Origin of the sequence: Halarchaeum sp. P4 (assembly GCF_051195175.1) — an archaeon.
Classification (GTDB): domain Archaea; phylum Halobacteriota; class Halobacteria; order Halobacteriales; family Halobacteriaceae; genus Halarchaeum.
Genome location: NZ_JBNTKC010000001.1, coordinates 1,139,219 through 1,158,456, shown reverse-complemented (window position 1 = coordinate 1,158,456; position 19,238 = coordinate 1,139,219). Strand labels below are relative to the sequence as shown.

The 19,238-nt window shown below is 65.4% G+C and carries 25 protein-coding genes and 1 tRNA gene; 15 read left to right on the top strand and 11 right to left on the bottom strand.

Annotation, left to right across the window (positions count from 1 at the left end; translation table 11 throughout):
- Positions 1-2: 2 nt before the first annotated feature.
- The 4 genes from ACQUS8_RS06275 to ACQUS8_RS06260 form a co-directional block, all read right to left on the bottom strand.
- The gene (locus ACQUS8_RS06275) at positions 3-1,175 is read right to left on the bottom strand and encodes an ABC transporter substrate-binding protein (RefSeq protein ID WP_435098558.1); all 1,173 of its coding nucleotides are present in this window, start codon (positions 1,173-1,175) and stop codon (positions 3-5) included.
- A gap of 78 nt (positions 1,176-1,253) precedes the next feature.
- Entirely contained in the window at positions 1,254-2,099 is an 846-nt protein-coding gene (locus ACQUS8_RS06270) for a helix-turn-helix transcriptional regulator (protein ID WP_435098555.1), read from the bottom strand.
- Positions 2,100-2,178: 79 nt separating this feature from the next.
- The gene (locus ACQUS8_RS06265; RefSeq protein WP_435098552.1) at positions 2,179-2,601 is read right to left on the bottom strand and encodes a hypothetical protein; all 423 of its coding nucleotides are present in this window, start codon (positions 2,599-2,601) and stop codon (positions 2,179-2,181) included.
- Between the two features lie 57 nt (positions 2,602-2,658).
- Entirely contained in the window at positions 2,659-3,756 is a 1,098-nt protein-coding gene (locus ACQUS8_RS06260) for a hypothetical protein (RefSeq protein ID WP_435098549.1), read from the bottom strand.
- Between the two features lie 95 nt (positions 3,757-3,851).
- Here ACQUS8_RS06260 and ACQUS8_RS06255 point away from each other — a divergent pair, with 95 nt between their 5' ends.
- The 4 genes from ACQUS8_RS06255 (at position 3,852) to ACQUS8_RS06240 (ending at position 6,573) form a co-directional block, all read left to right on the top strand.
- Complete coding sequence (locus tag ACQUS8_RS06255) at positions 3,852-4,172, top strand: tRNA-binding protein (protein ID WP_435098546.1); 321 nt, start codon at positions 3,852-3,854, stop codon at positions 4,170-4,172.
- Positions 4,173-4,467: 295 nt separating this feature from the next.
- Positions 4,468-5,346 carry a deoxyribonuclease IV gene (locus tag ACQUS8_RS06250; RefSeq protein WP_435098543.1) on the top strand — a complete coding sequence of 293 codons (879 nt, stop codon included), beginning with the start codon at positions 4,468-4,470 and terminating at the stop codon, positions 5,344-5,346.
- A 90-nt stretch (positions 5,347-5,436) separates the two neighbouring features.
- Positions 5,437-5,736: a hypothetical protein gene (locus ACQUS8_RS06245; RefSeq protein ID WP_435098540.1), complete on the top strand. Its 300-nt coding sequence runs from the start codon at positions 5,437-5,439 to the stop codon at positions 5,734-5,736.
- A 48-nt stretch (positions 5,737-5,784) separates the two neighbouring features.
- On the top strand, positions 5,785-6,573 hold the full coding sequence (locus ACQUS8_RS06240; protein ID WP_435098537.1) for a class I SAM-dependent methyltransferase: 789 nt from the start codon (positions 5,785-5,787) through the stop codon (positions 6,571-6,573).
- Here ACQUS8_RS06240 and ACQUS8_RS06235 read toward each other — a convergent pair.
- The 3 genes from ACQUS8_RS06235 to ACQUS8_RS06225 all read right to left on the bottom strand — a co-directional run bounded on the left by ACQUS8_RS06235 (position 6,570) and on the right by ACQUS8_RS06225 (position 8,800).
- Positions 6,570-7,211, bottom strand: coding sequence for a DUF7095 family protein (locus ACQUS8_RS06235; protein WP_435098534.1), 642 nt, complete (start codon positions 7,209-7,211; stop codon positions 6,570-6,572). The genes ACQUS8_RS06240 and ACQUS8_RS06235 overlap by 4 nt on opposite strands.
- A 37-nt stretch (positions 7,212-7,248) precedes the next feature.
- The gene (locus tag ACQUS8_RS06230; protein WP_435098531.1) at positions 7,249-7,848 is read right to left on the bottom strand and encodes a TetR/AcrR family transcriptional regulator; all 600 of its coding nucleotides are present in this window, start codon (positions 7,846-7,848) and stop codon (positions 7,249-7,251) included.
- Between the two features lie 169 nt (positions 7,849-8,017).
- On the bottom strand, positions 8,018-8,800 hold the full coding sequence (locus ACQUS8_RS06225) for an SDR family NAD(P)-dependent oxidoreductase (RefSeq protein WP_435098528.1): 783 nt from the start codon (positions 8,798-8,800) through the stop codon (positions 8,018-8,020).
- A 170-nt stretch (positions 8,801-8,970) separates the two neighbouring features.
- Between ACQUS8_RS06225 and ncsA the strand changes: the two genes are divergently transcribed.
- Positions 8,971-9,942, top strand: a complete 972-nt coding sequence (gene ncsA, locus ACQUS8_RS06220; protein ID WP_435098525.1) for a tRNA 2-thiolation protein NcsA — start codon at positions 8,971-8,973, stop codon at positions 9,940-9,942.
- A gap of 126 nt (positions 9,943-10,068) precedes the next feature.
- On the opposite strand, the gene ftsZ is transcribed toward ncsA, so the two are convergent.
- The 3 genes from ftsZ to ACQUS8_RS06205 form a co-directional block, all read right to left on the bottom strand.
- Positions 10,069-11,256, bottom strand: coding sequence for a cell division protein FtsZ (gene ftsZ / locus ACQUS8_RS06215; RefSeq protein ID WP_435098522.1), 1,188 nt, complete (start codon positions 11,254-11,256; stop codon positions 10,069-10,071).
- Between the two features lies 1 nt (position 11,257).
- Positions 11,258-11,431 (bottom strand): ribbon-helix-helix domain-containing protein, encoded by a 174-nt coding sequence (locus ACQUS8_RS06210; RefSeq protein WP_435098519.1) that lies wholly within the window; start codon positions 11,429-11,431, stop codon positions 11,258-11,260.
- A 172-nt stretch (positions 11,432-11,603) separates the two neighbouring features.
- Positions 11,604-12,152, bottom strand: coding sequence for a zinc-ribbon domain-containing protein (locus ACQUS8_RS06205; protein ID WP_435098516.1), 549 nt, complete (start codon positions 12,150-12,152; stop codon positions 11,604-11,606).
- A 123-nt stretch (positions 12,153-12,275) separates the two neighbouring features.
- On the opposite strand from ACQUS8_RS06205, the gene ACQUS8_RS06200 reads away from it, so the two are divergent.
- From ACQUS8_RS06200 to ACQUS8_RS06165, 8 genes are all read left to right on the top strand, one after another.
- Positions 12,276-12,349 (top strand) — tRNA-Tyr (locus ACQUS8_RS06200).
- A 178-nt stretch (positions 12,350-12,527) separates the two neighbouring features.
- Positions 12,528-12,761: a hypothetical protein gene (locus tag ACQUS8_RS06195; RefSeq protein ID WP_435098513.1), complete on the top strand. Its 234-nt coding sequence runs from the start codon at positions 12,528-12,530 to the stop codon at positions 12,759-12,761.
- Positions 12,758-13,039 (top strand): hypothetical protein, encoded by a 282-nt coding sequence (locus ACQUS8_RS06190; protein WP_435098510.1) that lies wholly within the window; start codon positions 12,758-12,760, stop codon positions 13,037-13,039. The genes ACQUS8_RS06195 and ACQUS8_RS06190 overlap by 4 nt, the downstream gene beginning before the upstream one ends.
- Positions 13,036-13,647 (top strand): hypothetical protein, encoded by a 612-nt coding sequence (locus ACQUS8_RS06185; RefSeq protein ID WP_435098507.1) that lies wholly within the window; start codon positions 13,036-13,038, stop codon positions 13,645-13,647. The genes ACQUS8_RS06190 and ACQUS8_RS06185 overlap by 4 nt, the downstream gene beginning before the upstream one ends.
- Complete coding sequence (locus tag ACQUS8_RS06180) at positions 13,644-13,916, top strand: hypothetical protein (protein WP_435098504.1); 273 nt, start codon at positions 13,644-13,646, stop codon at positions 13,914-13,916. Before ACQUS8_RS06185 ends, ACQUS8_RS06180 begins: the two co-directional genes overlap by 4 nt.
- Positions 13,913-14,182 carry a hypothetical protein gene (locus tag ACQUS8_RS06175; RefSeq protein WP_435098501.1) on the top strand — a complete coding sequence of 90 codons (270 nt, stop codon included), beginning with the start codon at positions 13,913-13,915 and terminating at the stop codon, positions 14,180-14,182. The genes ACQUS8_RS06180 and ACQUS8_RS06175 overlap by 4 nt, the downstream gene beginning before the upstream one ends.
- Positions 14,179-14,676, top strand: coding sequence for a DUF488 domain-containing protein (locus ACQUS8_RS06170; protein ID WP_435098499.1), 498 nt, complete (start codon positions 14,179-14,181; stop codon positions 14,674-14,676). Before ACQUS8_RS06175 ends, ACQUS8_RS06170 begins: the two co-directional genes overlap by 4 nt.
- Positions 14,673-16,361, top strand: a complete 1,689-nt coding sequence (locus tag ACQUS8_RS06165; protein ID WP_435098496.1) for a MarR family transcriptional regulator — start codon at positions 14,673-14,675, stop codon at positions 16,359-16,361. Before ACQUS8_RS06170 ends, ACQUS8_RS06165 begins: the two co-directional genes overlap by 4 nt.
- A 306-nt stretch (positions 16,362-16,667) precedes the next feature.
- On the opposite strand, the gene ACQUS8_RS06160 is transcribed toward ACQUS8_RS06165, so the two are convergent.
- Positions 16,668-17,798: a restriction endonuclease gene (locus ACQUS8_RS06160; protein ID WP_435098493.1), complete on the bottom strand. Its 1,131-nt coding sequence runs from the start codon at positions 17,796-17,798 to the stop codon at positions 16,668-16,670.
- Between the two features lie 267 nt (positions 17,799-18,065).
- On the opposite strand from ACQUS8_RS06160, the gene ACQUS8_RS06155 reads away from it, so the two are divergent.
- Both ACQUS8_RS06155 and ACQUS8_RS06150 read left to right on the top strand, forming a co-directional pair.
- Positions 18,066-18,323 carry a DUF7692 domain-containing protein gene (locus tag ACQUS8_RS06155; RefSeq protein ID WP_435098490.1) on the top strand — a complete coding sequence of 86 codons (258 nt, stop codon included), beginning with the start codon at positions 18,066-18,068 and terminating at the stop codon, positions 18,321-18,323.
- 165 nt (positions 18,324-18,488) lie between these two features.
- On the top strand, positions 18,489-19,217 hold the full coding sequence (locus ACQUS8_RS06150; RefSeq protein WP_435098487.1) for a methyltransferase domain-containing protein: 729 nt from the start codon (positions 18,489-18,491) through the stop codon (positions 19,215-19,217).
- Positions 19,218-19,238 lie beyond the last annotated feature (21 nt).

The following is a 19,238-nucleotide window of genomic DNA, read 5'->3' as shown; positions in this document are numbered from 1 at the left end:
CGTTAGACGTTCCGGTTGACGATGTCCAGGAGGCGCTGGCGGTCGAAGAGCTGTTCGTCCTCGGGTACCTCGCCGACGGGGCCGGGCCACTCGCCGAACGTCTCGGGATAGACCTGCTTGGCGACGGCTTCCGTGGAGAACATGTCGACGATGGGGCCCATGTACTGGCCGCCGCTCCGGATGACGTTACCGTTCTGGACGGCGCTGAGGTTCTGGCCGTTCTCGTTGGTCTCGAACGGCTCGATGACGGTCTGCCGGAACTGCTCGTGGGTCGAGGAGGTGAGCGCGCCGACGGCGCCGATGTAGTCGGGGTCGATGTCGAGGAGTTCCTCGTAGCCGATGGGCCCGTCCGGATACCGCCCCTCGAAGGCGTCCTTCATGCCGACGCGCCAGTAGGACTTCGTGTTGTTCCCGAGGCGGTGGAGTGGCGCGATGCGGAACTGCCCGGAGTCCGGGTTGACGCCGCGCCAGATGGCGGCGACGGTGGGTCGCTCGGACTCCGGTGGGAGCCCCTCCTCGATGGTCGACATGAGGTCGTCGTGGAAGGACTGCCACGCCTCGAACTGCTGTCGGCGCTGGAAGATTTTCGCGACCTTCTCGAAGGCCTCGTAGAGCGTATAGGGGTTCGGCTCACTGGAGACGGCGGCGGTGGGCGCGAACCGGAGGGTGGTGCCGAGGAAGGGGCCGGTCTGGGACCGGACCTCCTGGAAGTCCGAGTCGTCCCAGCTGACGTAGCGGCCGAGGTTGGTGCGGGAGATGAGCCAGACGTCCGCGCCGGCGGCGTAGAAGTTCTCCTTGTCGTAGCCGGACTCGGCGCCGCTCGCGAGTTTGGTGAGTTTGCTCTCGTCGAACTCGAGGCCGAGGAGGTCGTAGAACTTCAGCGGCGCGCGTGCGAGGCCGGTGGTCGCAGTCGGGTGGATGCCGAGTGCCATCCCCATGTCGAGGAAGGGCCCGGAGATGACGCCGTACGTCTCCGGCACCTCCTCGAACGTGTAGGGGTCGTTGGGCTTCATGTGGACCGTGTACGGCGTCGGCCTGCTCTCCGTCGTCCCGGTCGTCGTCCCCTCCGGCGTCTGGGCGGCGTTCGTTCCGTCGTCGGTGGAGCCGCTACAGCCGGCGAGGCCGGCCGCGATGAGGCTCGCGCTACTCGCCAGTACGTGGCGTCTGCGTGGCATGTTTTTAGGTTGGCCTAAAAACTCTTAGTGCTTCCCGCTGTTCGCCGTAACACGGCGTGTTACGCGTAACGGGGTGTGTTACGGACCGCTCGGGCGGCAGTCGGAGAGCGGCGTCGCGTCAGCCCGTTCGCGCTCGAACGTCTCGCGGGCCCACTCGCAGACGGCGTCGTCCGTCGACTCGATGATGTCGAAGCCACCGCCGCGTTCGCGGGGGACACCGATGTAGACCGTCTCCCCGTCGACGAGGTCGACGTTACATGGGTAGTCGTTCCCGGTGCGGTAGTAGATGTCCGACCCCGTTCGCCGCTCGATGCCGGTGGTCTGCTCGGCGATGGCGGCGTCCTCGCGGACGAGCGCGCTCGCGTCCGCGTCGAAGACGACCGTGGCGTCCCCCGCGCGCCCCGCGTGCGTCGCCTCGGCGTAGGCGTACATCGGGAGGCTGGTGAACGAGCCGACGAGCGCGCGGACGGTGTCGGCCTCGCGGACGGCGTTCGCGACGACGCGCGTGGCCGCGAGCGGGTCCGCGTGTTCGTCGGCGACGAGTTCGCCGTCAGCGAGGCGACAGACGTCGAAGCCGAACCACTCCGTCGGCAGCCGCTCGACGACGTCGGGGTAGGTCTCGCCGAGCGACACCGTCCCGAGCAGCCGCGAGAGGTCCTCGTAGACGAGCGCGCCGAAGCCGGTGAGTTCGTACTCGCCCCCGGACTTCGCGATCCAACCGCGCTCTTCGAGGCCGCTGAGGACGCGACTGAGCGTCACGCGCGTGACGCCCGTCTCCTCAAGCAACGTCTCGCGCTCGCGCACGCCGCGAGCGAGCAGTTCGAGGACGCGCACGCGGTGCTCTGAGCGCGCCAGATACGCGACGGTCTCGATAGTCTCGTCCCCCGTTCGCGTTCCGACGTCCCCCGTGTTCCCCGTCTGCATCTGCTCGGCTATCGTTTAGGCATCCCTAAAACAGTTGTTCTTTCGTCAATCGCACGAGACGTCCGACGTGTCGAGCGCGTTACGCGTCGCCGTCGGTGTACTGGTCGTAGAGGACGGCACCGAGGCTGGTGGCGTCACGGACTTCGACGTCGTCCTCGCGGGCGGCCGTCTGCCCGACGACGCCGGCTTCCTCCATCTCGCTGACGCGGCGTTCGAGTTCGCCCTGGACGGTGGCGAGCATCTCGTCCGGGACGTCCTCCATCCCCTCGGGGTCGTCGAGCGATTCGGTGCGGACGACGTCCCACTCGCGCGTCGTCGGGTCGTAGTCGACGGCGCGCAGGCCACTCGAGGTGACCAGAATGAGTGCGGTGACGAGACGTGTGTCCCGCTTCGGGAAGTGGAAGGCGTTCACGGGTCGGACGTCGAGGAACGCGCCGGACGCGGAGAGGACGGCGACTTCGTCGTGTGCGAGCGGACGGTTCGGGAGCGAGTCGAGCGCCATACTCGCATCTGGGCCTCGACGCCTAAGCGTCGTTCGGAAGAACGGGACGGGGTGTGTCTAGTTCGACGTCTCGTTGTTCGTCGACGTGGACCCGGACGACGAACCCGAGGACTGCTGCTGGCTCGATTGCTTGTCGCTGTGGTCGAAGTTCTCGCCGCGACCCTCGTACTGGTCGCCGTCCTTGGACGTCACCTCGTCGCTGGTGCGGGCGTGCTTGCGCGGGCGGACGAGGACGATGGAGCTGTCGCCGACGGCGACGTCCGGCGTGCCGAGCGCGATGTCGTTGAGCGACTTCTCGGTCGGCGAGTAGACCTTCTCCCAGCGGTTGTCGCCGAGGCGGTGGTAGATGGCGCCGCTGCCGCCCATGACGACCATCACGCGCTTGCCGTCCTGGCGCTTGTAGATGTCGATGGCGTTGAGCGGTTCGTTCGCGACGCCGAGCGGCGTCCAGTCGTTGTAGGAGTCGTCGTAGCGGTAGAGCTTCCCGTCGCCGGCGGCGACGTAGACGCGCTGGTTCTTCCCGGCGTAGATGTCGTGGAACTTCACCTGCGCGTTGACGATGCCGATGTCGCGCCAGCCGTCGTCGTCGGTGGTCTTGAAGGCGTTCCCGGAGGTGTCGACCGCGTAGCCGATGCCCTCGGGCGAGGCGGCGAGCGCGGCGATGTTGGAGGCCTTCCCGCTGACGGGCTTGCGGACCTGCCCCCAGTCGGCGTCGAAGCCGTCGATCATGAACGGCAGGACTTCGCCGGAGCCGTTCGCGACGAGCGCCTTCTCCTGGCCGGCCTTTCCGCAGACGGCGATCCCCTCCCACGTCGAGGTCTTCTGGTTCGGGTGGCTGTAGTCGTACTTGCGGCGCTCGATGACGTCGTAGCAGCCGAGCGCGCCGGAGCCGCCGGCAAACCAGATGCGCTTCCCGTCGTCGGTGACGGCGAGCCCGTTGAGGCGGTTGTCCTTCGTGTGTGGCCCGTCGTCGATCATGACCTCCCAGCCCTCGTCGCTGTCGCTGCGGTCGGCGGCGATGATGCCGCCGGCGCCGATGGCGTACGGGCCCTTCTTCGTGGAGACGACCCCGTAGAGGTCCTCACTGAACGGAGTGCGGGCTTTCTGGAACTCGCGGTCTACCTCGTCGTTACCTACGTTCCACATAGCACTCATACTTACGACAGTTTCACTTGTAAATGTAAGACCTCTCGGTGACTAACTAATCGGGAACGAGAACTTTCAAGCGCCCCCGGCGTCCCTTCCCGAATATGTCCGGTCCGCTCGACACGACGGTGCGCGTCGGCGAGGTTCAGAGCGCGGAAGCGTTCGAGGAGGCTCGCAAGCCCGAGATGGTCAAACTCGAGATCGACTTCGGCGACGAGACGCGCCAGTCCGCCGCGCAGCTCGGCTACAACCACGACCCCGCGGAGCTCGTCGGACGGCAGGTGCTTTGCGCGGTCGACTTGGGCACCGTGAACATCGCCGGCTTCGAGTCCGAGGCGCTCACGCTCGGCGTTCCCGACGAGGAGGGCAACCCGATGCTGGTCGTTCCCGACGAGGACGTGCCGCTCGGCGGGGAACTCTACTGAATCGAGACCGACGCCCGGGCCCTCAACCGCGGACGCCGACTCGCTGAACACAACCGTCGAATAGTGGCTATGGGACGATTCTCTGGCGGTACAGCCCGTGTCCGGGACCACCGATGCAGGGGGCACGACGACCTGTGCGCCGGTCCCGACACAGACTTTAGGTATACCTAAAACAGCAAAAGCGTTTCGGCGCTCGCACGTCCCGCCGACAGTTTCCGGGGCCGGCCGCACGAGACGCGTCCTCCGGTGACCCGACTCCGAAGTCCCTTTTGCGTCGTACGCCCTCTCGACGGCTATGACCCTCAACGTGGGCGCACACGTCTCTATCTCCGGCTCGAAGACGTCCGGCGACGACGAATCGCCGCCGAGCGACGGCGTCGACAACGCCGTCTGGCGGCAGCGCAATGTCGGCGGGAACTGCGGGCAGATATTCACCCACTCCCCGCAGGTCTGGCAGTCCCCAGACGTCGAGGACGACGAAGCCGAGGCCTTCCGCGCGGAGAGCGACACTCACGATATCGGCCCGTGGGTCATCCATACCTCCTACCTCGTCAACCTCTGCACGCCCAAGGAGGGCCTGCGCGAGAAGTCCCGCGAGAGCATGCAGGAAGAGGTTGAGGCTGCCCACAAACTCGGCATCCCCTACGTGAACGTCCACCTCGGCGCGCACACCGGCGCCGGCGTCGAGCAGGGCCTCGAGAACGCCGCCGCGGTCATCGACAGCCTCGACGTCCCCGACGACGTCACTATCCTCATCGAGTCCGACGCGGGCAGCGGCACGAAACTCGGCGGCGACTTCGAGCACCTCGCCACCGTCCTCGAACTCGCCGACACCGACCTCGACATCTGCCTCGACACCGCCCACGCCTTCGCCGCGGGCTACGACCTCTCCACGCCCGAGGGCGTCGCGGACACCCTCGCCGAACTCGACGACGTCGTCGGCCTCGAACACCTCAAGTACGTCCACCTGAACGACTCGAAGCACGAGTGTGGCACCAACAAGGACGAACACGCCCACATCGGCGACGGCCACATCGGCGACGAGGGATTCGAGGCGTTCCTCAACCACGAGGCGATTCGCGACGTCCCGCTCGCCCTCGAAACGCCCACCGAGGACGGGCGATCCTACGAGTGGAACATCCAGCACGTCAAGGAACTCCGCGACGAGGAGTAGTCTCCACTTCCGCCGCGTCGCGCTCGACGGACGGCCGCCGCGACGCGTCGGCCCACCACCGTTAACGTCGCTCGCGCCGAACCCACCCGTATGAGCGACGGGCATCCGCTCGCCGACTTGGCGGTGGACGACGCGCATCCGGTCGAGGACCTACCGGCGCTCGACGCCCTCCGCTACGCCGTCTGGAACAACTTCTGGGCCGTCGCCCTCCAAACTCTCCTCTGTGTCCTGAGTCTCTGTCTCCTCCTTGGTGGCCTCGCCGTCGTCGCCGTCGCCGCGACGGCGTCCGTCAGCCTCGGCCTCACCGCCGCCGTCTCGCTCGGGGGCGTCCTGGTACTCGGCGGTTTCGGCGGCCTCTCGCTCGCGCTTCCACGACGCCACCGACTCTGAGTCGGCCGGTCGTCAGCGTTTCCTACTCGCCGCCGTTAGCGACACCCAGTGAGACGCTTCTCGTCCGAATACCTGAAGGACACCCGGCGGGGGATGTGGGAGGACCGCTCGGCGCTCGCGCCCCTGCGCCTCGACTCGCGGACGCGCGTCCTCGACGTTGGCTGTGGCACCGGCGAACTCACGCGCGTCCTCCGCGAGGAGTCCGACGCCGAGGTGGTCGCGGTGGACGCCGACCGCGTCCTGCTCGAGGAGGTCGAGGCGGACGCGCGCGCGCTCGGTGACGCGACGCGCCTCCCCTTCGCGGACGACGCCTTCGACCTCGTGGTCTGTCAGGCGCTCCTCATCAACCTCCCCGACCCGCTCGCGGCCGTTGAGGAGTTCGCGCGCGTCTCCTCGGACCTCGTGGCGTGCGTCGAACCCGACAACTCCGAGGTGCTCGTCGAGTCCTCCGTCGAGGCGGAAGCGCCGCTCGCCAAACGCGCGCGCGACACCTATATCGCCGGCGTGGAGACGGACGTGACCCTCGGCGCGAGCGCAGCCGACCTCTTCGAGGAGGCCGGCCTCTCCGACATCCAGAGCCGGCGCTACGAGCACGAGCAGACTGTCGCGCCGCCCTACGACGAGGCGGCGCTCGCGGCCGCGAAGGCGAAGGCCGCAGGCACGCGAATCAGAGAGCAAACACACACTCTCCAGAAGGGAGGACTCAGCCCGGCGGGCGTCGACGAGTTGAAGAGCGAGTGGAAGGCGATGGGTCGGGACGTCGTCGAGCAGATGAGCGCCGGCGAGTACGAGCGCCGCGCCGTCGTGCCGTTCTACGTCGTCGTCGGCGAGGTCTAAACGACGTCGCCGCGCACGGTCGCGCCCTCCTGGCGCTCCTCGTAGGCACGCATCGCCTCGGCGGCCGTCTCGGCCTCCTCCTCCTCGAAGCCGAGCATCGTCAGCGACTCCTCGAGTGTCGGGAAGGCGAGCGCGCTCTCGCGGAGTTTCTCGAGCGCGTCGTCGCTGCGCTGGCCCTCGGCGTAGAGGCAGACGCCGCGCGGGTCGATGACCTGCTCGTAGTTCTCGCGGGCGCGGGCGCCCTCGGCGCGCTGGGTGACGTTGCGCTCGAAGCCGGCGTTACAGACCTCGAGGTGGACGGGCTCGTCGTCGTCGGGGAGGAGGTGGGCGGCGAGGCATTTCTCGGGGGCGACGTGGCCGCTGTCGTTCACGCGCACCCACTCGGGGTGCTCGCGCGCCCACTCGGCGTCGACAGTCCGACCGATGCCCTCGACGCCCAACTCCGCGTCGAGGTCGGGGGCGGGGTCGCCACCGAGCAGGAGGTCCTTCGTGACGTAGACGTCGAGGCGCGTGACGGGGTCCTTCCCGAGGGCGACGTCGCCGTAGACCCAGCATTCCCGGACGGGGACGGGGAGGCGCTCCTCGGCGACGGCGTCGAGGACGGCCTCCACCCTGTCGAGTGCGGCGTCGCGGTCCATGTCCGGGAGGAGTGCGTGCGCGCCTAAACGGGTTTCCCTACTCGCCGTCGCCGACGAAGACGTGGCTGTGGAGGTAGCCGTCGATGGCGCGGCGCGTGTGCTCCACGGGGTCCTCGTCGCCGAAGAGAACGCTCCGCGTGCGCGCGCCGTCGACCATCACGAGAATCGTCTCCGCGACCTGCTCGGGGTCGACGCCGCGGAACTCGCTGGCCTCGATGCCGTCGCGGACGGTGTCGGCGAGCAACTCGGAGAGCCGAGCGTCGTTCGCGGCGAACGCCTCCCGGTAGGCCTCGACGTAGGGGGCTTGCGAGCGCAACTCGAGCATCGCAATCTGGAAGTCGGCGGCCTCGCCGGGGCCGGAGAGGAGTGCGTCGACGAGGCGTTCGAGGCGCTCGCGGGGGTCCTCGTCGTCGGTGGCCTCCACCTTCTGCAGGAATTCGTCGAGGAGGTAGTCGAGGAACGCGACGAGCAACTCCTCTTTCGTGTCGTAGTGGTAGTGGATGAGCGACTTCGACTTCTCGAACTCGTCGGCGATGGCCTGCATCGTCAGGTCGGCGTAGCCGTGCTCGCAGAGCGCCCGGTAGGTCGCCTCCATGATGGCCGTCTGGGTCTCCGTGCGGTCCCCGTCGTCTCCCATGATGGTTGACTAATCAGTCAGTCAGACAGGAAAACGTGTCGGTTACGACGGACCGACGGGCCGCCGGGGGAGACGGCCGCGGTCCAATGGAGCGTGTGACGCCGTGCCCACGTCGCCGTCACGTCCTCTCTGTATTCGGTCACGTCACTTGAAGGGCGGTCCACACGATTCAGAAGACCTGCCACCCGCCGTCGACGTGGACGAACTCGCCGGTCACGTAGGACGCGTCCTCGCTCGCCAGGTAGAGGTAGGCCCCCGGCAGGTCGTCCGGGACGCCCGCACGTCCGAGCGGCACGGGCTTGATGAGGCCGCCCGACGACGCCTTCTCCGTCGCCTCCTCCGACCAGCCCTCGACGAACTCCGTCGCAATCTGCCCGGGCGCGACGGCGTTCACGCGGATGCCGTGCTCCGCGAGGTCGAGCGCCGACCCGCGGGTCAACATCCGTACCGCGCCCTTCGTCGCGTCGTATCCCACCTGGTCGTACTGCGCGAGGTTCGAGCTGATGGACGCCGTGTTGATGATGACGCCCGGGTCGTCGCGCTCCAGCATGTCCTGTGCGGCGACTTGCGTCCCGAGGAACACCCCGTGGACGTTCACGTCGAGCGCCGTCTGAAGCGCCGCCTCGTCAAGGTCCAGAATCGACGCGCCGACGTGGAAGCCCGCGTTGTTCACCATCACGTCGACGCCGCCGAACTCGCGCGCCGCCTCGACCAGCGTCTCCACCTGCTCGCGCTCCGTGACGTCCGTCTCCACGAACTCCGCCGAGCCGCCGGACTCGCGGATGACCTCGTGGGTCGGCACCTCGGCGTCCTTCGGCTCCTCGTCGAGGTCCGCGACGATGACCGTCGCGTCCGCCTCGCCGAAGCGCATCGCCACCGCGCGACCGATGCCGGACGCGCCGCCCGTCACGATGACGGTGTCATCGGAGAAGTCCGCGCGCAGTCGCCCCATCAGTCGGACACCTCGACGCGCGCGTGCTGGTCGGGGAGCGAACCGGACGGGTTCGTTTCGGGCTTCGCGTACTCCATGCCTCCCGCGACGGCGCCGCGTCCCATCAAACTAGGCCCCCACGGGTCCGCCGAGCGAATAGGTCAAACGCGTGGGGCCACAACCGAGACGCGATGGAGTGTACGAAGTGCGACCGTGAGGCGGTCATGCACGCGGCGTACTCGGGGACGCATCTCTGCGAGCGCCACTTTCGGGAGTCCGTCGAGCGTCGGGTGCGCCGGCGCGTCCGCGAGGACGACCTGCTGCCGAGTTCGGCGACGCCCGAGGACCCACAGACGTGGCTCGTCGGCCTCTCGGGCGGGAAGGACTCCGTGGTCCTCACCCAGATTCTCCACGAGACGTTCGCCGAGGACCCACGTGTCGAGATTGTCGCCCTCACCATCCACGAGGGCATCGCGGGCTACCGCGACCGGAGCGTCGACGCCTGCGAGGAACTCGTTGAGGACCTCGACATCGCCCACGAAGTCGTCTCCTACGCCGAGGAGTTCGACGTCGAGATGGACGACGTCGTCGACTCCGACCCCGAGGACATGGCGGCCTGCGCCTACTGCGGGGTGTTCCGCCGCGACCTCCTCTCGAAGTACGCCGCCGGCTACGACGCCGACAAACTGCTCACCGGCCACAACCTCGACGACGAGGCCGAGACGGCGCTGATGAACGTCCTCGAGGGCAACGTCGAGCAGATGGGCAAGCACTTCGACGCCTCGCTCGGCCCGTTCGACGAGCGCAACGAACAGGAAGGGATGGTGCCGCGCGCGAAACCGCTGCGCGACATCCCGGAAAAGGAGGTCGCCCTCTACGCGCAACTTCGGGACCTCCCCGTCCACATGGCCGAATGCCCCCACTCGAGCGAGGCGTTCCGCGGCGAGATACAGGACCTCCTCCTCTCGCTCGAGGAGGCCCACCCGGGGACGCGGCACAGCATCATGGCCGGCTACGAGGAGATGGCGGCGATGGCCGCGGAGCGCTATCGCTCGGACGGCAGCGAGGCCGACCTGAACGAGTGTACGGAGTGTGGCGCGCCGACGACGCGCGACGTCTGCCGGAAGTGCTACCTCGTCGAGGCCGTCCACGCCGCCGACTGATGCGTCTTACACGTCAGACACGACACCCGTTTTACACGACGCGTTCGGAACTGTGGCGAGCGCCGCCGCTCGCCGACTCGTGACGGGAGCGTGAACTCCCGTTCCCACCCAAGAAAGAAAGACCGTTCAGCGGATAACGTCGAGCCCGTTGTTCTGCTCGAGCTCGTCCTGACCGCCGTCGCTGTGTGCACCCTCCCACTCGGAGGTGGAGGAGGACGTGGAGGACGACGCGCCGTCGGCCTCGACCTCGCGGAGTTCCGCGCGGGACTTGTCGGCCTGCTTCTGCGTCGAGGGACCGAGCACCTGCGCGGACTGGACGCCGGTCATGATGGCCATGACGCGGACCTTGCCCTTGTAGTTCTCCTGAATCCGAGCGCCCCAGATGACGTTCGCGGAGGCGTCGAGGCGCTCGGTGATGTTGTCCGCGATGCCCTCGGCCTCTTTGAGCGTGAGGTCCGGACCGCCGGTGATGTGGACGAGGCCACCGCTCGCGCCCCGGTAGTCGACGTCGAGGAGCGGGTGGTTCATCGCGTCCTTCACCACCTCGTCCGTCTTGTTCTTGTCCTGTGTCTCGCCGACGAGCATCACCGCGACGCCGCCCTGGTTCATGATCGCGGTCATGTCGGCGTAGTCGAGGTTGATGAGCGAGGGCTGGGTGATGGTCTCCGAGATGCCCTTGACGGTCTCCGCGATGATCTGGTCCATCACGGAGAACGCCTTGCCGATGGGCAGGTTCGGGACGTAGTCCAGCAGGCGGTTGTTGTCGAGGACGATGATGGAGTCCGCTTCCTCGCGGAGCTTCTCGAGGCCTTCCTCGGCCTTCACCGTGCGGGCGCGCTCGACGTTGAACGGCGTCGAGACCATCCCGACGACGATGGCGCCCTGCTCCTTGGCGATCTTGGAGACGACGGGTGCCGCACCCGTCCCCGTTCCGCCGCCCATCCCGGCGGTGACGAAGACGAGGTCGGCATCGCCCAGGACTTCCTTGATGGTTCCCTGGGCCATCTCCGTGGCGCGCTCGCCCATCGAGGGGTCGCCACCCGCGCCGAGGCCGTTCGTCAGGGACTTCCCGACGAGGATCTTCGTGTCGGCCTCGATCATCTTCAGGTGCTGCTTGTCGGTGTTGATGGCGACGGTGTCCGCGCCCTCGACCCCGATGTTGTACAGCCGGTTGACCGTGTTGTTCCCGGCGCCGCCACAGCCGACGATGACGATTCGGGGGTCCCCGAACTCGTCACCGTCGCTGGAGACGTCGCTCATGTCTCGTTGTTCGGCCTCGGCGTTCTCGAGGGCCTGATTGACGATATCCTGCATCTTACACCTTCGCCCAGCTGCGGTTTTCGTTCGACTGTGAGTCGGCCTGTTCGTCCAGCATCTCGCGGACGGCCGAGCGGATGGCCTCGGATCGGTTCGGGTACTTCCCGAGTTCGACCATCTGTTCGACCTCCTCGATCTGCTGCTTCGGAATCCGGAGTGTCACACGCTCCATTGTTGTATTCCCCTGCAAGACGGTGGGGTCATCCCCGTTCTCTGTCTTACGTCGGTCCTCGAATCGGGCGCAGTGCGCCGCAATCCCTCGATTTCCTGTAAGACGCCCGTCTTACGTACACACAACGACAACGTATCCACGTAAATAGTTAATGGCTGTGTAAACGGCCGTCTTACCGGTCGAGTACATCAGCTGACACTGTCCGACGCCCGCAGTCGGGACAGAACGCCCAGTCCGAACGCAGCTCCGCGCCACACTCACACGTCGGATGCCCGGCCGCACGCTCCCCGCAGTTCGGACAGAACACGTGTTCCTCGTCGAGCGACTCCCCGCACTGTGAGCACACGGGTGCGTCCGACGGCGCGTCAGGCGCCGGCGACGACTCCGCACTCGTCCGCCCGGCCGTCGCGTCGGCCGCCCGGCTCTGCTCGACGTCCGCGCCGTTCAGCGTCACGTTTACCGTCACGTCGTCCCTGTCGGACGCCTCCTCCTGCTCGTCGAGGAACTCACGCAGCCGCCGCTCGATGCGCGCGTCCACCAGTGTGTCCAGCGACCCCTCGGCGTCACGCGCACGCGAGGTCGCCCCCGTGTCCGCCGCGCGCTCGGCGTCCCCGTCGAGGTACGCCCGGAGCGCACGCCGCATTACCTCGCTCTTCGAGGCATCGAGGCGTTCGACGCGCTCGACGAGGTCCGCGTCCGCCCGGAACGTTATCTTCGGCATACGATGTGTCCCAATAATGAGCCCGACCATTTCAAACCCCACGCCGATTCCGTCGACACACCCGCGACCGCGATGTCGAATGAGAAGTCTTAAATTCGCTCCACGACCTACTGTTGAATGCGCCCGCCCTTAGCTCAGACTGGTAGAGCAGCCGACTGTAGATCGGCTTGTCCCCCGTTCAAATCGGGGAGGGCGGATCCCATTTCCTGCTGATTCCACGCAGAAGTGGCAACTCCGTAAAACCGCTGCCGTATCGTCTCTCGCGTCCGCTTTCGACTTTTCGGGAGACACCCCGAAATGTGGGTTCAACGGGGTACCCGTTCCGGGTTCACGCCGTGTTGCGATTCCCGTAGTCGACGGAGGTGACCAGCGGTGATGCACGAGTTCGTTCGTGCGTCTCGTCTGCGCGCCGACGGCGGTCTCGGCGCGCGCCCCGAAGGCTACTGGGAATCACTCGCCGAGCGCGCCCCCAAGGGCGACGAGTGCGAGATGTGCGGCGCGGACGGCGACGAGCACGACGTCCGGCGTGTCCGCCTGCCTGACAGAGCGAACACCGAGCGCGTGCCGCTGTGCGCCTCCTGTCGGTCCCTGTGGGGTGATGAGGCGTGAAGCAGAGCAGCGACCCCTCACAGGCGGTGCTCGTCACGGACGGCGGGCACGCGGTCGACCGACGTTCTCCGAGCGAGTGGCAGGCTGACCCCGGCGAACGTCTTCCCGCGTCCGGTCCGCACGGGAAGGTCTGGCTGTTCACGTGCTGTGAGTGTGGCCGTCGCTATGCCGACACGCCCGGCCCGGTCTCCGCGTGCGGGTGCGGGAGCGAGCAAATTGTCTGCCACCGCTTCGAGCGCGACGACTACCGGCGGCTCCGACGGGGTGAGCCCCTGTGAGTGACGGAATCTCACGTTTCGAGGATGTCACGGACGTCGTCGCGAACGGTGGACGCGACCGTGACGGGAACGCGCGAACGCTCGGGCGATGGACGTTCGAGTACGAGCCGGCGCGCGACCTCGTCGAGAGTCTCCTCGAAGGGCGCGTACTGAACGCCTGCGCTGGGAAGACGAAGCTGAACCACGACGGCGAAATCGTCAGGAACGACCTGAATCCGGAGCGCGACGCCGACACGCACCACAACGTCGAGCGCATCGCCGAGCACTTCGGCCCGCAGTCATTCGACACGGTGGTCTTCGACCCACCATTCGACGACACACAGGCCGACGACAAGTACGACGGCATCCACGCGAAGAACATCTACGCGGCGCTGGAGGACTTCGAGGAACTCGTTCGTCCGAACGGCCGCGTCATCACGTTCGGCTGGAACTCGTGGGGGATGAAGAGCTTCGCCGCGTTCGAGCGCGAAGCGACCTATCTCCTCCAGCGCGGCCCGGTGCTTCGCGACGTCATCGTGACCGTCGACCGGCGGACTACCGGCACGCTCGCGACGGACGGCGCGGGTCGTTACGTAGGCGCGGAGACCGACCGGGGTGACTCGCGGTGAGCGTGAGCATCACGGTCTCGAAGCACGCTCGGGAGAAGTTCCTGAAGCGGGCGGACCGCCTCGACCTGACGCCGACCGTCGAGGACGCATGGCGACAGGGCTACGAGATTCCCGGCGGCGCGTGGCTGCGCGGCGAGCGCGCGCGGTACGACCCGACAACGCGGTGCGTCTTCCCCGTTCGTGACGGCGAGATTCGCACGGCGATCTACGCGCCGAGCGCGAAGCCCGCGATTCAGAACGCTGTCCGCCGAGCGGGGTGGTTGCCGTGACGCCGGCGCGTCTCGAAACCCGGAGCGACGGCTACGAGCGGTGGCGCGCGTGGGACCCGAGCGAGAAGCGCGAGCGCTACGTCTACGTTCACCAGCTCCTCGCCATCGCTGACGGCGCGAGCCCGTACCTCGTCTTCTCCGCCGGTGAGTACCACGTTCACCACGAGAGCGGCGTCAAGTACGACAACCGGCCCGCGAACCTGTCTGTCGAGAAGTCCGACGACCATGCTCGCACGACCTTCGAACACGGGGAGGGCCGCGCATGACGGTTCACACGACGTACTTCGGTGGTCTCCCGAGTCTCGACGTCGAGACCGGGACCGTCCTCGCCGTCGTTCGTCGGCCCCACGACTTCATCAACGACGCCACCGAGCGCAACATCCGGACGCTCGCGCCCTCCGAGGACCTCCTCACCGCCTACAAGCAAGTCGAGGAGGCCGCAGAGAACGACGGCGAACGACTCCCCGCGAAGGTCGCGTGGGAGAGCGTGAGCTTCGAGCCGCGCTATCGCCGCCGCCTCCAGAACCACGTTGATGCGAACCGAGCGTTGTCGAAGCTCCGTAACCGACTCCGGAACGGCGAGACGCTTACGCTCGTCTGCTGGGAGAAGAACCCGCGGTGGTGTCACCGACGCGTGCTTGCCGACGTCCTCGTCGAACCGTTCGCCGACATCGACGTCGAGCACCACCCCGAGCCGTTCGTCCCCGAACCCGAGCCCCGTGACGCCTCTCTCACCACCTTCGGAGGTGACGGCGCGTGAAGACCGTCACGCCGGGCTGGCACGAAGTCGCCGGGAACCTGAACTTCAGCGGACTCGAGGGCTGGTTCGCGCTGGAATCGGCGTTCGACCCGTCGGACACGACGCGGGACTTTACCGAGAGCGGTGAGCGGTGGCGCGCGACGATCTCGTACCAGGAGGGGAACCTTCTGCCGCCGGACGGCGGCGAGACACCGGACGGGACGACGGTGGATTTCGAGACGATTCGCGAGTGGCGTCTGACCATCAAGCGCCACCCGGACGAGGACCCCGTCGCCGAGCCCGCCGTCGGTCGCGAAGGCCGCCAGCGCTTCAGTGCGCACGTGCGGCCGCGGTGGCGCGGCCAGAAGGCCGAGAAGAAGAACGGGGAAGTGACGGACATCCCGACGCCGGACGCCCTCGGTGACGGGCTGAGCGTCCGCGTGTCCGGCGCGAACATCGACCCGCGGCGCTACTTCCCGCTTCTCCGGCACGCCGTCACCGCGTTCGGCGTGAACGCCGAGCACTTCGGCGGTATCCCCGGAGAGGACGGCTACGGCCCGCACGAGACGAGCAACGTGCAGGACGCCGCGCGCTACGTCCGTCTCGACAAGCGCCAGTCTGGCCCCGTGCACGGCCGAGACGGCCCGCTCGCGCGCATGGGCCACCTCCTCGAAAACGACCGGACGGGCTACCGGAAGGTCGTGCAAAACGATGACGACGACTACGGCACGAACCTCCCCGGCTACTACCACACGGTGACACTCGGTCCGACACGCGTCGCCGAGGCCTTCCCCGGCCACGAACTCGCCTTCGAGGCGAAACACTACTACGCGCGTGAGGCCGCCGACCGGAAGCCCAGTGAACCGCTCGCGCACCCGAAGCTCGAGGTCGCCTATCAGGTTTCGCAGATGCCCGGCGACTTCACGCTCCGCTGGAACGACGACGGCATCACTCAGCTGCAGCGCGAACTCGATCGGGTGATCGTCTCTATCCTCGCTGAGGCCGGGCTCGACGTCGCGCCTGGTGACGATGGCGACGAGGGGCCGAAGCGTCGCGGGCCGTTCTTCCGGGATTCGTACTGGAAGCCGGAGGTGAGCGAGGCCGGCCCGGACCCGGTCAGTCTCGACTTCGCACGGATTCGTGACGAGCAGGAATCCGTGGTCGTTCGCCACCTCGCAGACGGCGGATTCTCGCCTGTCGAGTGGGACATCGCCGAAACGCTGGTGAGCGACGGCGGAAAGGTCGCACCGGAAGACATCGCCGAGGAGAACGACCGACCGCTCGGCTCGGTGTACCGCGCACTCCGGCGTCTCGACGACTTCCTGGAACGCTCGCGCGAGAAGATCGCTTTCGAGTCGCCGTTCGTCGCGGAGATGGTTGTCGACAAGGTCCGCCAGGCCCGTGAAGCCGGGAAGGGCGCACTTGAGACAGTCGCGAAGACCGCCGAAGCCCAGCGCCGCGGCGTCGAGGAGACCGCCAGCGCGTTCATCGCGTGGGCCTCAAAGTACGACATCGACATCGAGAACCGTGACGGCGCGCGGATGCGCCTACGGATGAGCGACGATCTGAGCAAAGACGAGATTCAGCGCCGCATCCAGCGCGGCTTCGAGCTGTGGACCGACGCCGGCCGTGACCCCGCCACCTTCCGCGGCGCACTCATCGACTTCGGAACCGGCGGCTCGTCGGCCTTCTACTATCTCCAGTAGACGGCCGGCGGATAGTGGCAACACTCTCCGACCCCCTTCTTTTCGCCGTTCTCACGCGCGTATCAACGAGTTTCGAGAGTATCGCGTGAGTTCGGCGGCTCGACAAGGACGCCGAGCACGGTCGCGCCCGACGAGCGCGCTGTACACCCGGTGTACAGCGCGCCGTTAGAGGTGTGCCTAAGGGCACAAAACCAAGGTACCCCGCGCCTTCGGCGCGGGCACCGCCCCGCACCGCTACAGCCCCGCCCCGCGGGGCGCGCGAAAATTTCGCACCCCTCATGAATCAACCCTCCCTCTAAGAGATGTCTACAATATCTTTCTAAATCTCCGGTTGAAGATCTTCTGGTCAATTATCTCATATAGAGAATTCCCACGTATTATAGTCTCTAAATCAGACTCGTCAACTACGACAATAGTCTTATCGTCCCTTTGATAATATTGGTTTAATTCATCAACCGCGTCCTTCCCACTCTCGCCTGTAATTCCATTTGATGCAACAATTATCCCTAGGTCAACCTTTGCTGAGTCAACTTTTCCCTTGAAATCACGTACCGTATCTGCACCCACAGACTTTTTCCAATTTTTACACTCCACGAGAATATATCTACCAAAATCGTCAAAGACTGTCCCCCCCTCCGGGGGATGATATTCTAAAATCAGGTCTATCTCTGCAGAGGATGTTCGTACATTCTGCCCCCGAATCTCTATGAATGGGAATCCGTTGAATATGGTCTTTGATAGCTTCTCTAAGGAATCCCCCTTCTCGATCGGCGATTCGGCAGAGCGAACCGTTTGTAACTCGTCCCAGAAGTTCTGTAGGTCAAGTGAATAATACTCCTTTTCTATAGAAATGTCAATATCCGCATCTGGTTGACGAAGTTGGGTTCGGTGGAATATCTCTTGTCGATCGACTTTCGACTCCTCTTCACTCTCGGGAAGAGACTCTGGTGCACGTAATTCATCGAAGATTCGCTGCACCTCCTCGTACGTTAAATCCTCAAGGGCCGACCCTTCAAACTGGAATCCATTATAATACGCAATACGGTGGTTCGATATTAATACAGAATACTGAGCCTCTGTTTGATTAGATATATCTTCTAATGTTCGCTTGTCCATACGGGCCTGATATCTTCTGCGTCCGGGCCAGCTGATCGACTCCTCTTGTCCATGGATATAGTTAAAATTAGTTGATATAGTCATCCAAATCGGAGAGGTGACATCCCTTTTGATAGCTGCATTCACCCATCGGATATAGCCGGAGTCTGTTTCTGGCTCATACGTAACATCGTAAAACAGTTGATCGCGATCGTAACCTAATGCTTCAATCAACCCCGGTATTGCACGGTTGAAGTCTGGTTGACGACGTTTCGTGCCAGTCTTCTGTTCAATTCCAGCGATGGTCTCGAAGTGTTCGCGTAATTCCTCCGTTGATGCCATCTCTATTACGCACTAATCACGACTGTTCAAGCATGAAACTACCTCCCACTACCCACACACCACCTCTCACGCGTTCGGAACACACCCCTTCCGAATATGCACACGAGCCCCGCGGTTCCGACGCCGGCCGTGTGTACGGCGACCCCGATCGAGACGAATTTCTCGCGTCACCACCCCGCGAGTGAGGACGAGTTTCGGGCGACTACTTAAACTCGGAGCGTTCCAGTCACCGCAGATATCTAGGTTCTGCGGGCCGTGTGTACGAGTATGCGCATCCGCACCGACGGCGACTACGCACACCGCAAGGACGTCATCGAGGACGCCGCCGAGTTCTGGGGCGTGAACAAGACCGACGCCGTCGTGAAGTCGTGCGACCTCGCCGGTCGTGTACTCCCGCAACTGGAGCAGGCGCTCGCCGAGGCCGACATTCCGCCGAGTGAGGCCGAGAAAATCGCCGATGCCGTCTCGACACGAAACGTCACCGTCGAGTTCAAGCGACCATCGGTGTCGGTCCATCCGGACTGACTGCCGGAGCGCTATCCTCGTCACCGAGCTGAAGGATGCCGATATTGGGGCTCGTTGTGAGCCCGATACGTGACGCGGTTGCCGTTGCTCCGGGTTGAGCGCCGAGTCGAACCCCGTTCTGGCCCCGAGACTCAAGTTTCCCCCTGCTGTCTTCTCTGTCAGATTGTGACTTGGGAAGAGCAACACCGACCACGGTTTGAGGCAATCTCAGAAGCGGCCGATATCGGAGAGGGTGACGTCGTCGTTGATGCTGGGGTTGAACCCTTCCAGCTCGCTGAGTATCTTCTAAATGACGCTGATCCTGCGCCTGGGGAAATCGAATATATCGGTCTGGCGTACGGCAATCTCGGCGAGACGTGGCGTAGGGACGTTGCCGGATACGACGTCGACGTTCGTGAGTGTAACGTCGAAGAGGAATGGCCGGTCGATGACGACACCGCCGACGTCGTGGTGATGGGTGCAATTCTCGAGCACCTCTTCGACCCGTTGGCAGCGCTGGAGGAGGCACGTCGAGTCGTCGCTGACGATGGGTACTTCGTCCTCTCTACACCAAACGCGACGCGGCTTATTCAGCGCGCTCGCTTCGTCCTCGGACGAAACATCTGGGACGGCTTCGCTCCGAACCCGTACCACCGCCACAACCACGAGTGGACTGAGAGCGAACTCGTCGATATTCTACGTGCGGCTGGATGGCGCGTCACCGAACACAACCACGTCGCGCTCAATCGAAATGGACTCGCTGGAGCCGCACTCAAGACCCTCACACAACTTCACGACGGCTGGCAGGACCAGCACGTCATCCGTGCCGCTCCAGCAGAGCCTACAGGCGAACCAGACCTCTATCGCGAGTCACTCGTAGAACGAGGCACTGACGAAAGCACTACAGCCCAATAACCCAGAGAGTCGATCAGAAGC

Coding starts and splice junctions, on each gene's coding strand:
- ACQUS8_RS06275 (WP_435098558.1), bottom strand. CDS start 1,175: ATGCCACGCAGACGCCACGTACTGGCGAGTAGCGCGAGCCTCATCGCG.
- ACQUS8_RS06270 (WP_435098555.1), bottom strand. CDS start 2,099: ATGCAGACGGGGAACACGGGGGACGTCGGAACGCGAACGGGGGACGAG.
- ACQUS8_RS06265 (WP_435098552.1), bottom strand. CDS start 2,601: ATGGCGCTCGACTCGCTCCCGAACCGTCCGCTCGCACACGACGAAGTC.
- ACQUS8_RS06260 (WP_435098549.1), bottom strand. CDS start 3,756: ATGAGTGCTATGTGGAACGTAGGTAACGACGAGGTAGACCGCGAGTTC.
- ACQUS8_RS06255 (WP_435098546.1), top strand. CDS start 3,852: ATGTCCGGTCCGCTCGACACGACGGTGCGCGTCGGCGAGGTTCAGAGC.
- ACQUS8_RS06250 (WP_435098543.1), top strand. CDS start 4,468: ATGACCCTCAACGTGGGCGCACACGTCTCTATCTCCGGCTCGAAGACG.
- ACQUS8_RS06245 (WP_435098540.1), top strand. CDS start 5,437: ATGAGCGACGGGCATCCGCTCGCCGACTTGGCGGTGGACGACGCGCAT.
- ACQUS8_RS06235 (WP_435098534.1), bottom strand. CDS start 7,211: ATGGACCGCGACGCCGCACTCGACAGGGTGGAGGCCGTCCTCGACGCC.
- ACQUS8_RS06230 (WP_435098531.1), bottom strand. CDS start 7,848: ATGGGAGACGACGGGGACCGCACGGAGACCCAGACGGCCATCATGGAG.
- ACQUS8_RS06225 (WP_435098528.1), bottom strand. CDS start 8,800: ATGGGGCGACTGCGCGCGGACTTCTCCGATGACACCGTCATCGTGACG.
- ncsA (WP_435098525.1), top strand. CDS start 8,971: ATGGAGTGTACGAAGTGCGACCGTGAGGCGGTCATGCACGCGGCGTAC.
- ftsZ (WP_435098522.1), bottom strand. CDS start 11,256: ATGCAGGATATCGTCAATCAGGCCCTCGAGAACGCCGAGGCCGAACAA.
- ACQUS8_RS06210 (WP_435098519.1), bottom strand. CDS start 11,431: ATGGAGCGTGTGACACTCCGGATTCCGAAGCAGCAGATCGAGGAGGTC.
- ACQUS8_RS06205 (WP_435098516.1), bottom strand. CDS start 12,152: ATGCCGAAGATAACGTTCCGGGCGGACGCGGACCTCGTCGAGCGCGTC.
- ACQUS8_RS06195 (WP_435098513.1), top strand. CDS start 12,528: ATGCACGAGTTCGTTCGTGCGTCTCGTCTGCGCGCCGACGGCGGTCTC.
- ACQUS8_RS06170 (WP_435098499.1), top strand. CDS start 14,179: ATGACGGTTCACACGACGTACTTCGGTGGTCTCCCGAGTCTCGACGTC.
- ACQUS8_RS06160 (WP_435098493.1), bottom strand. CDS start 17,798: ATGGCATCAACGGAGGAATTACGCGAACACTTCGAGACCATCGCTGGA.
- ACQUS8_RS06155 (WP_435098490.1), top strand. CDS start 18,066: ATGCGCATCCGCACCGACGGCGACTACGCACACCGCAAGGACGTCATC.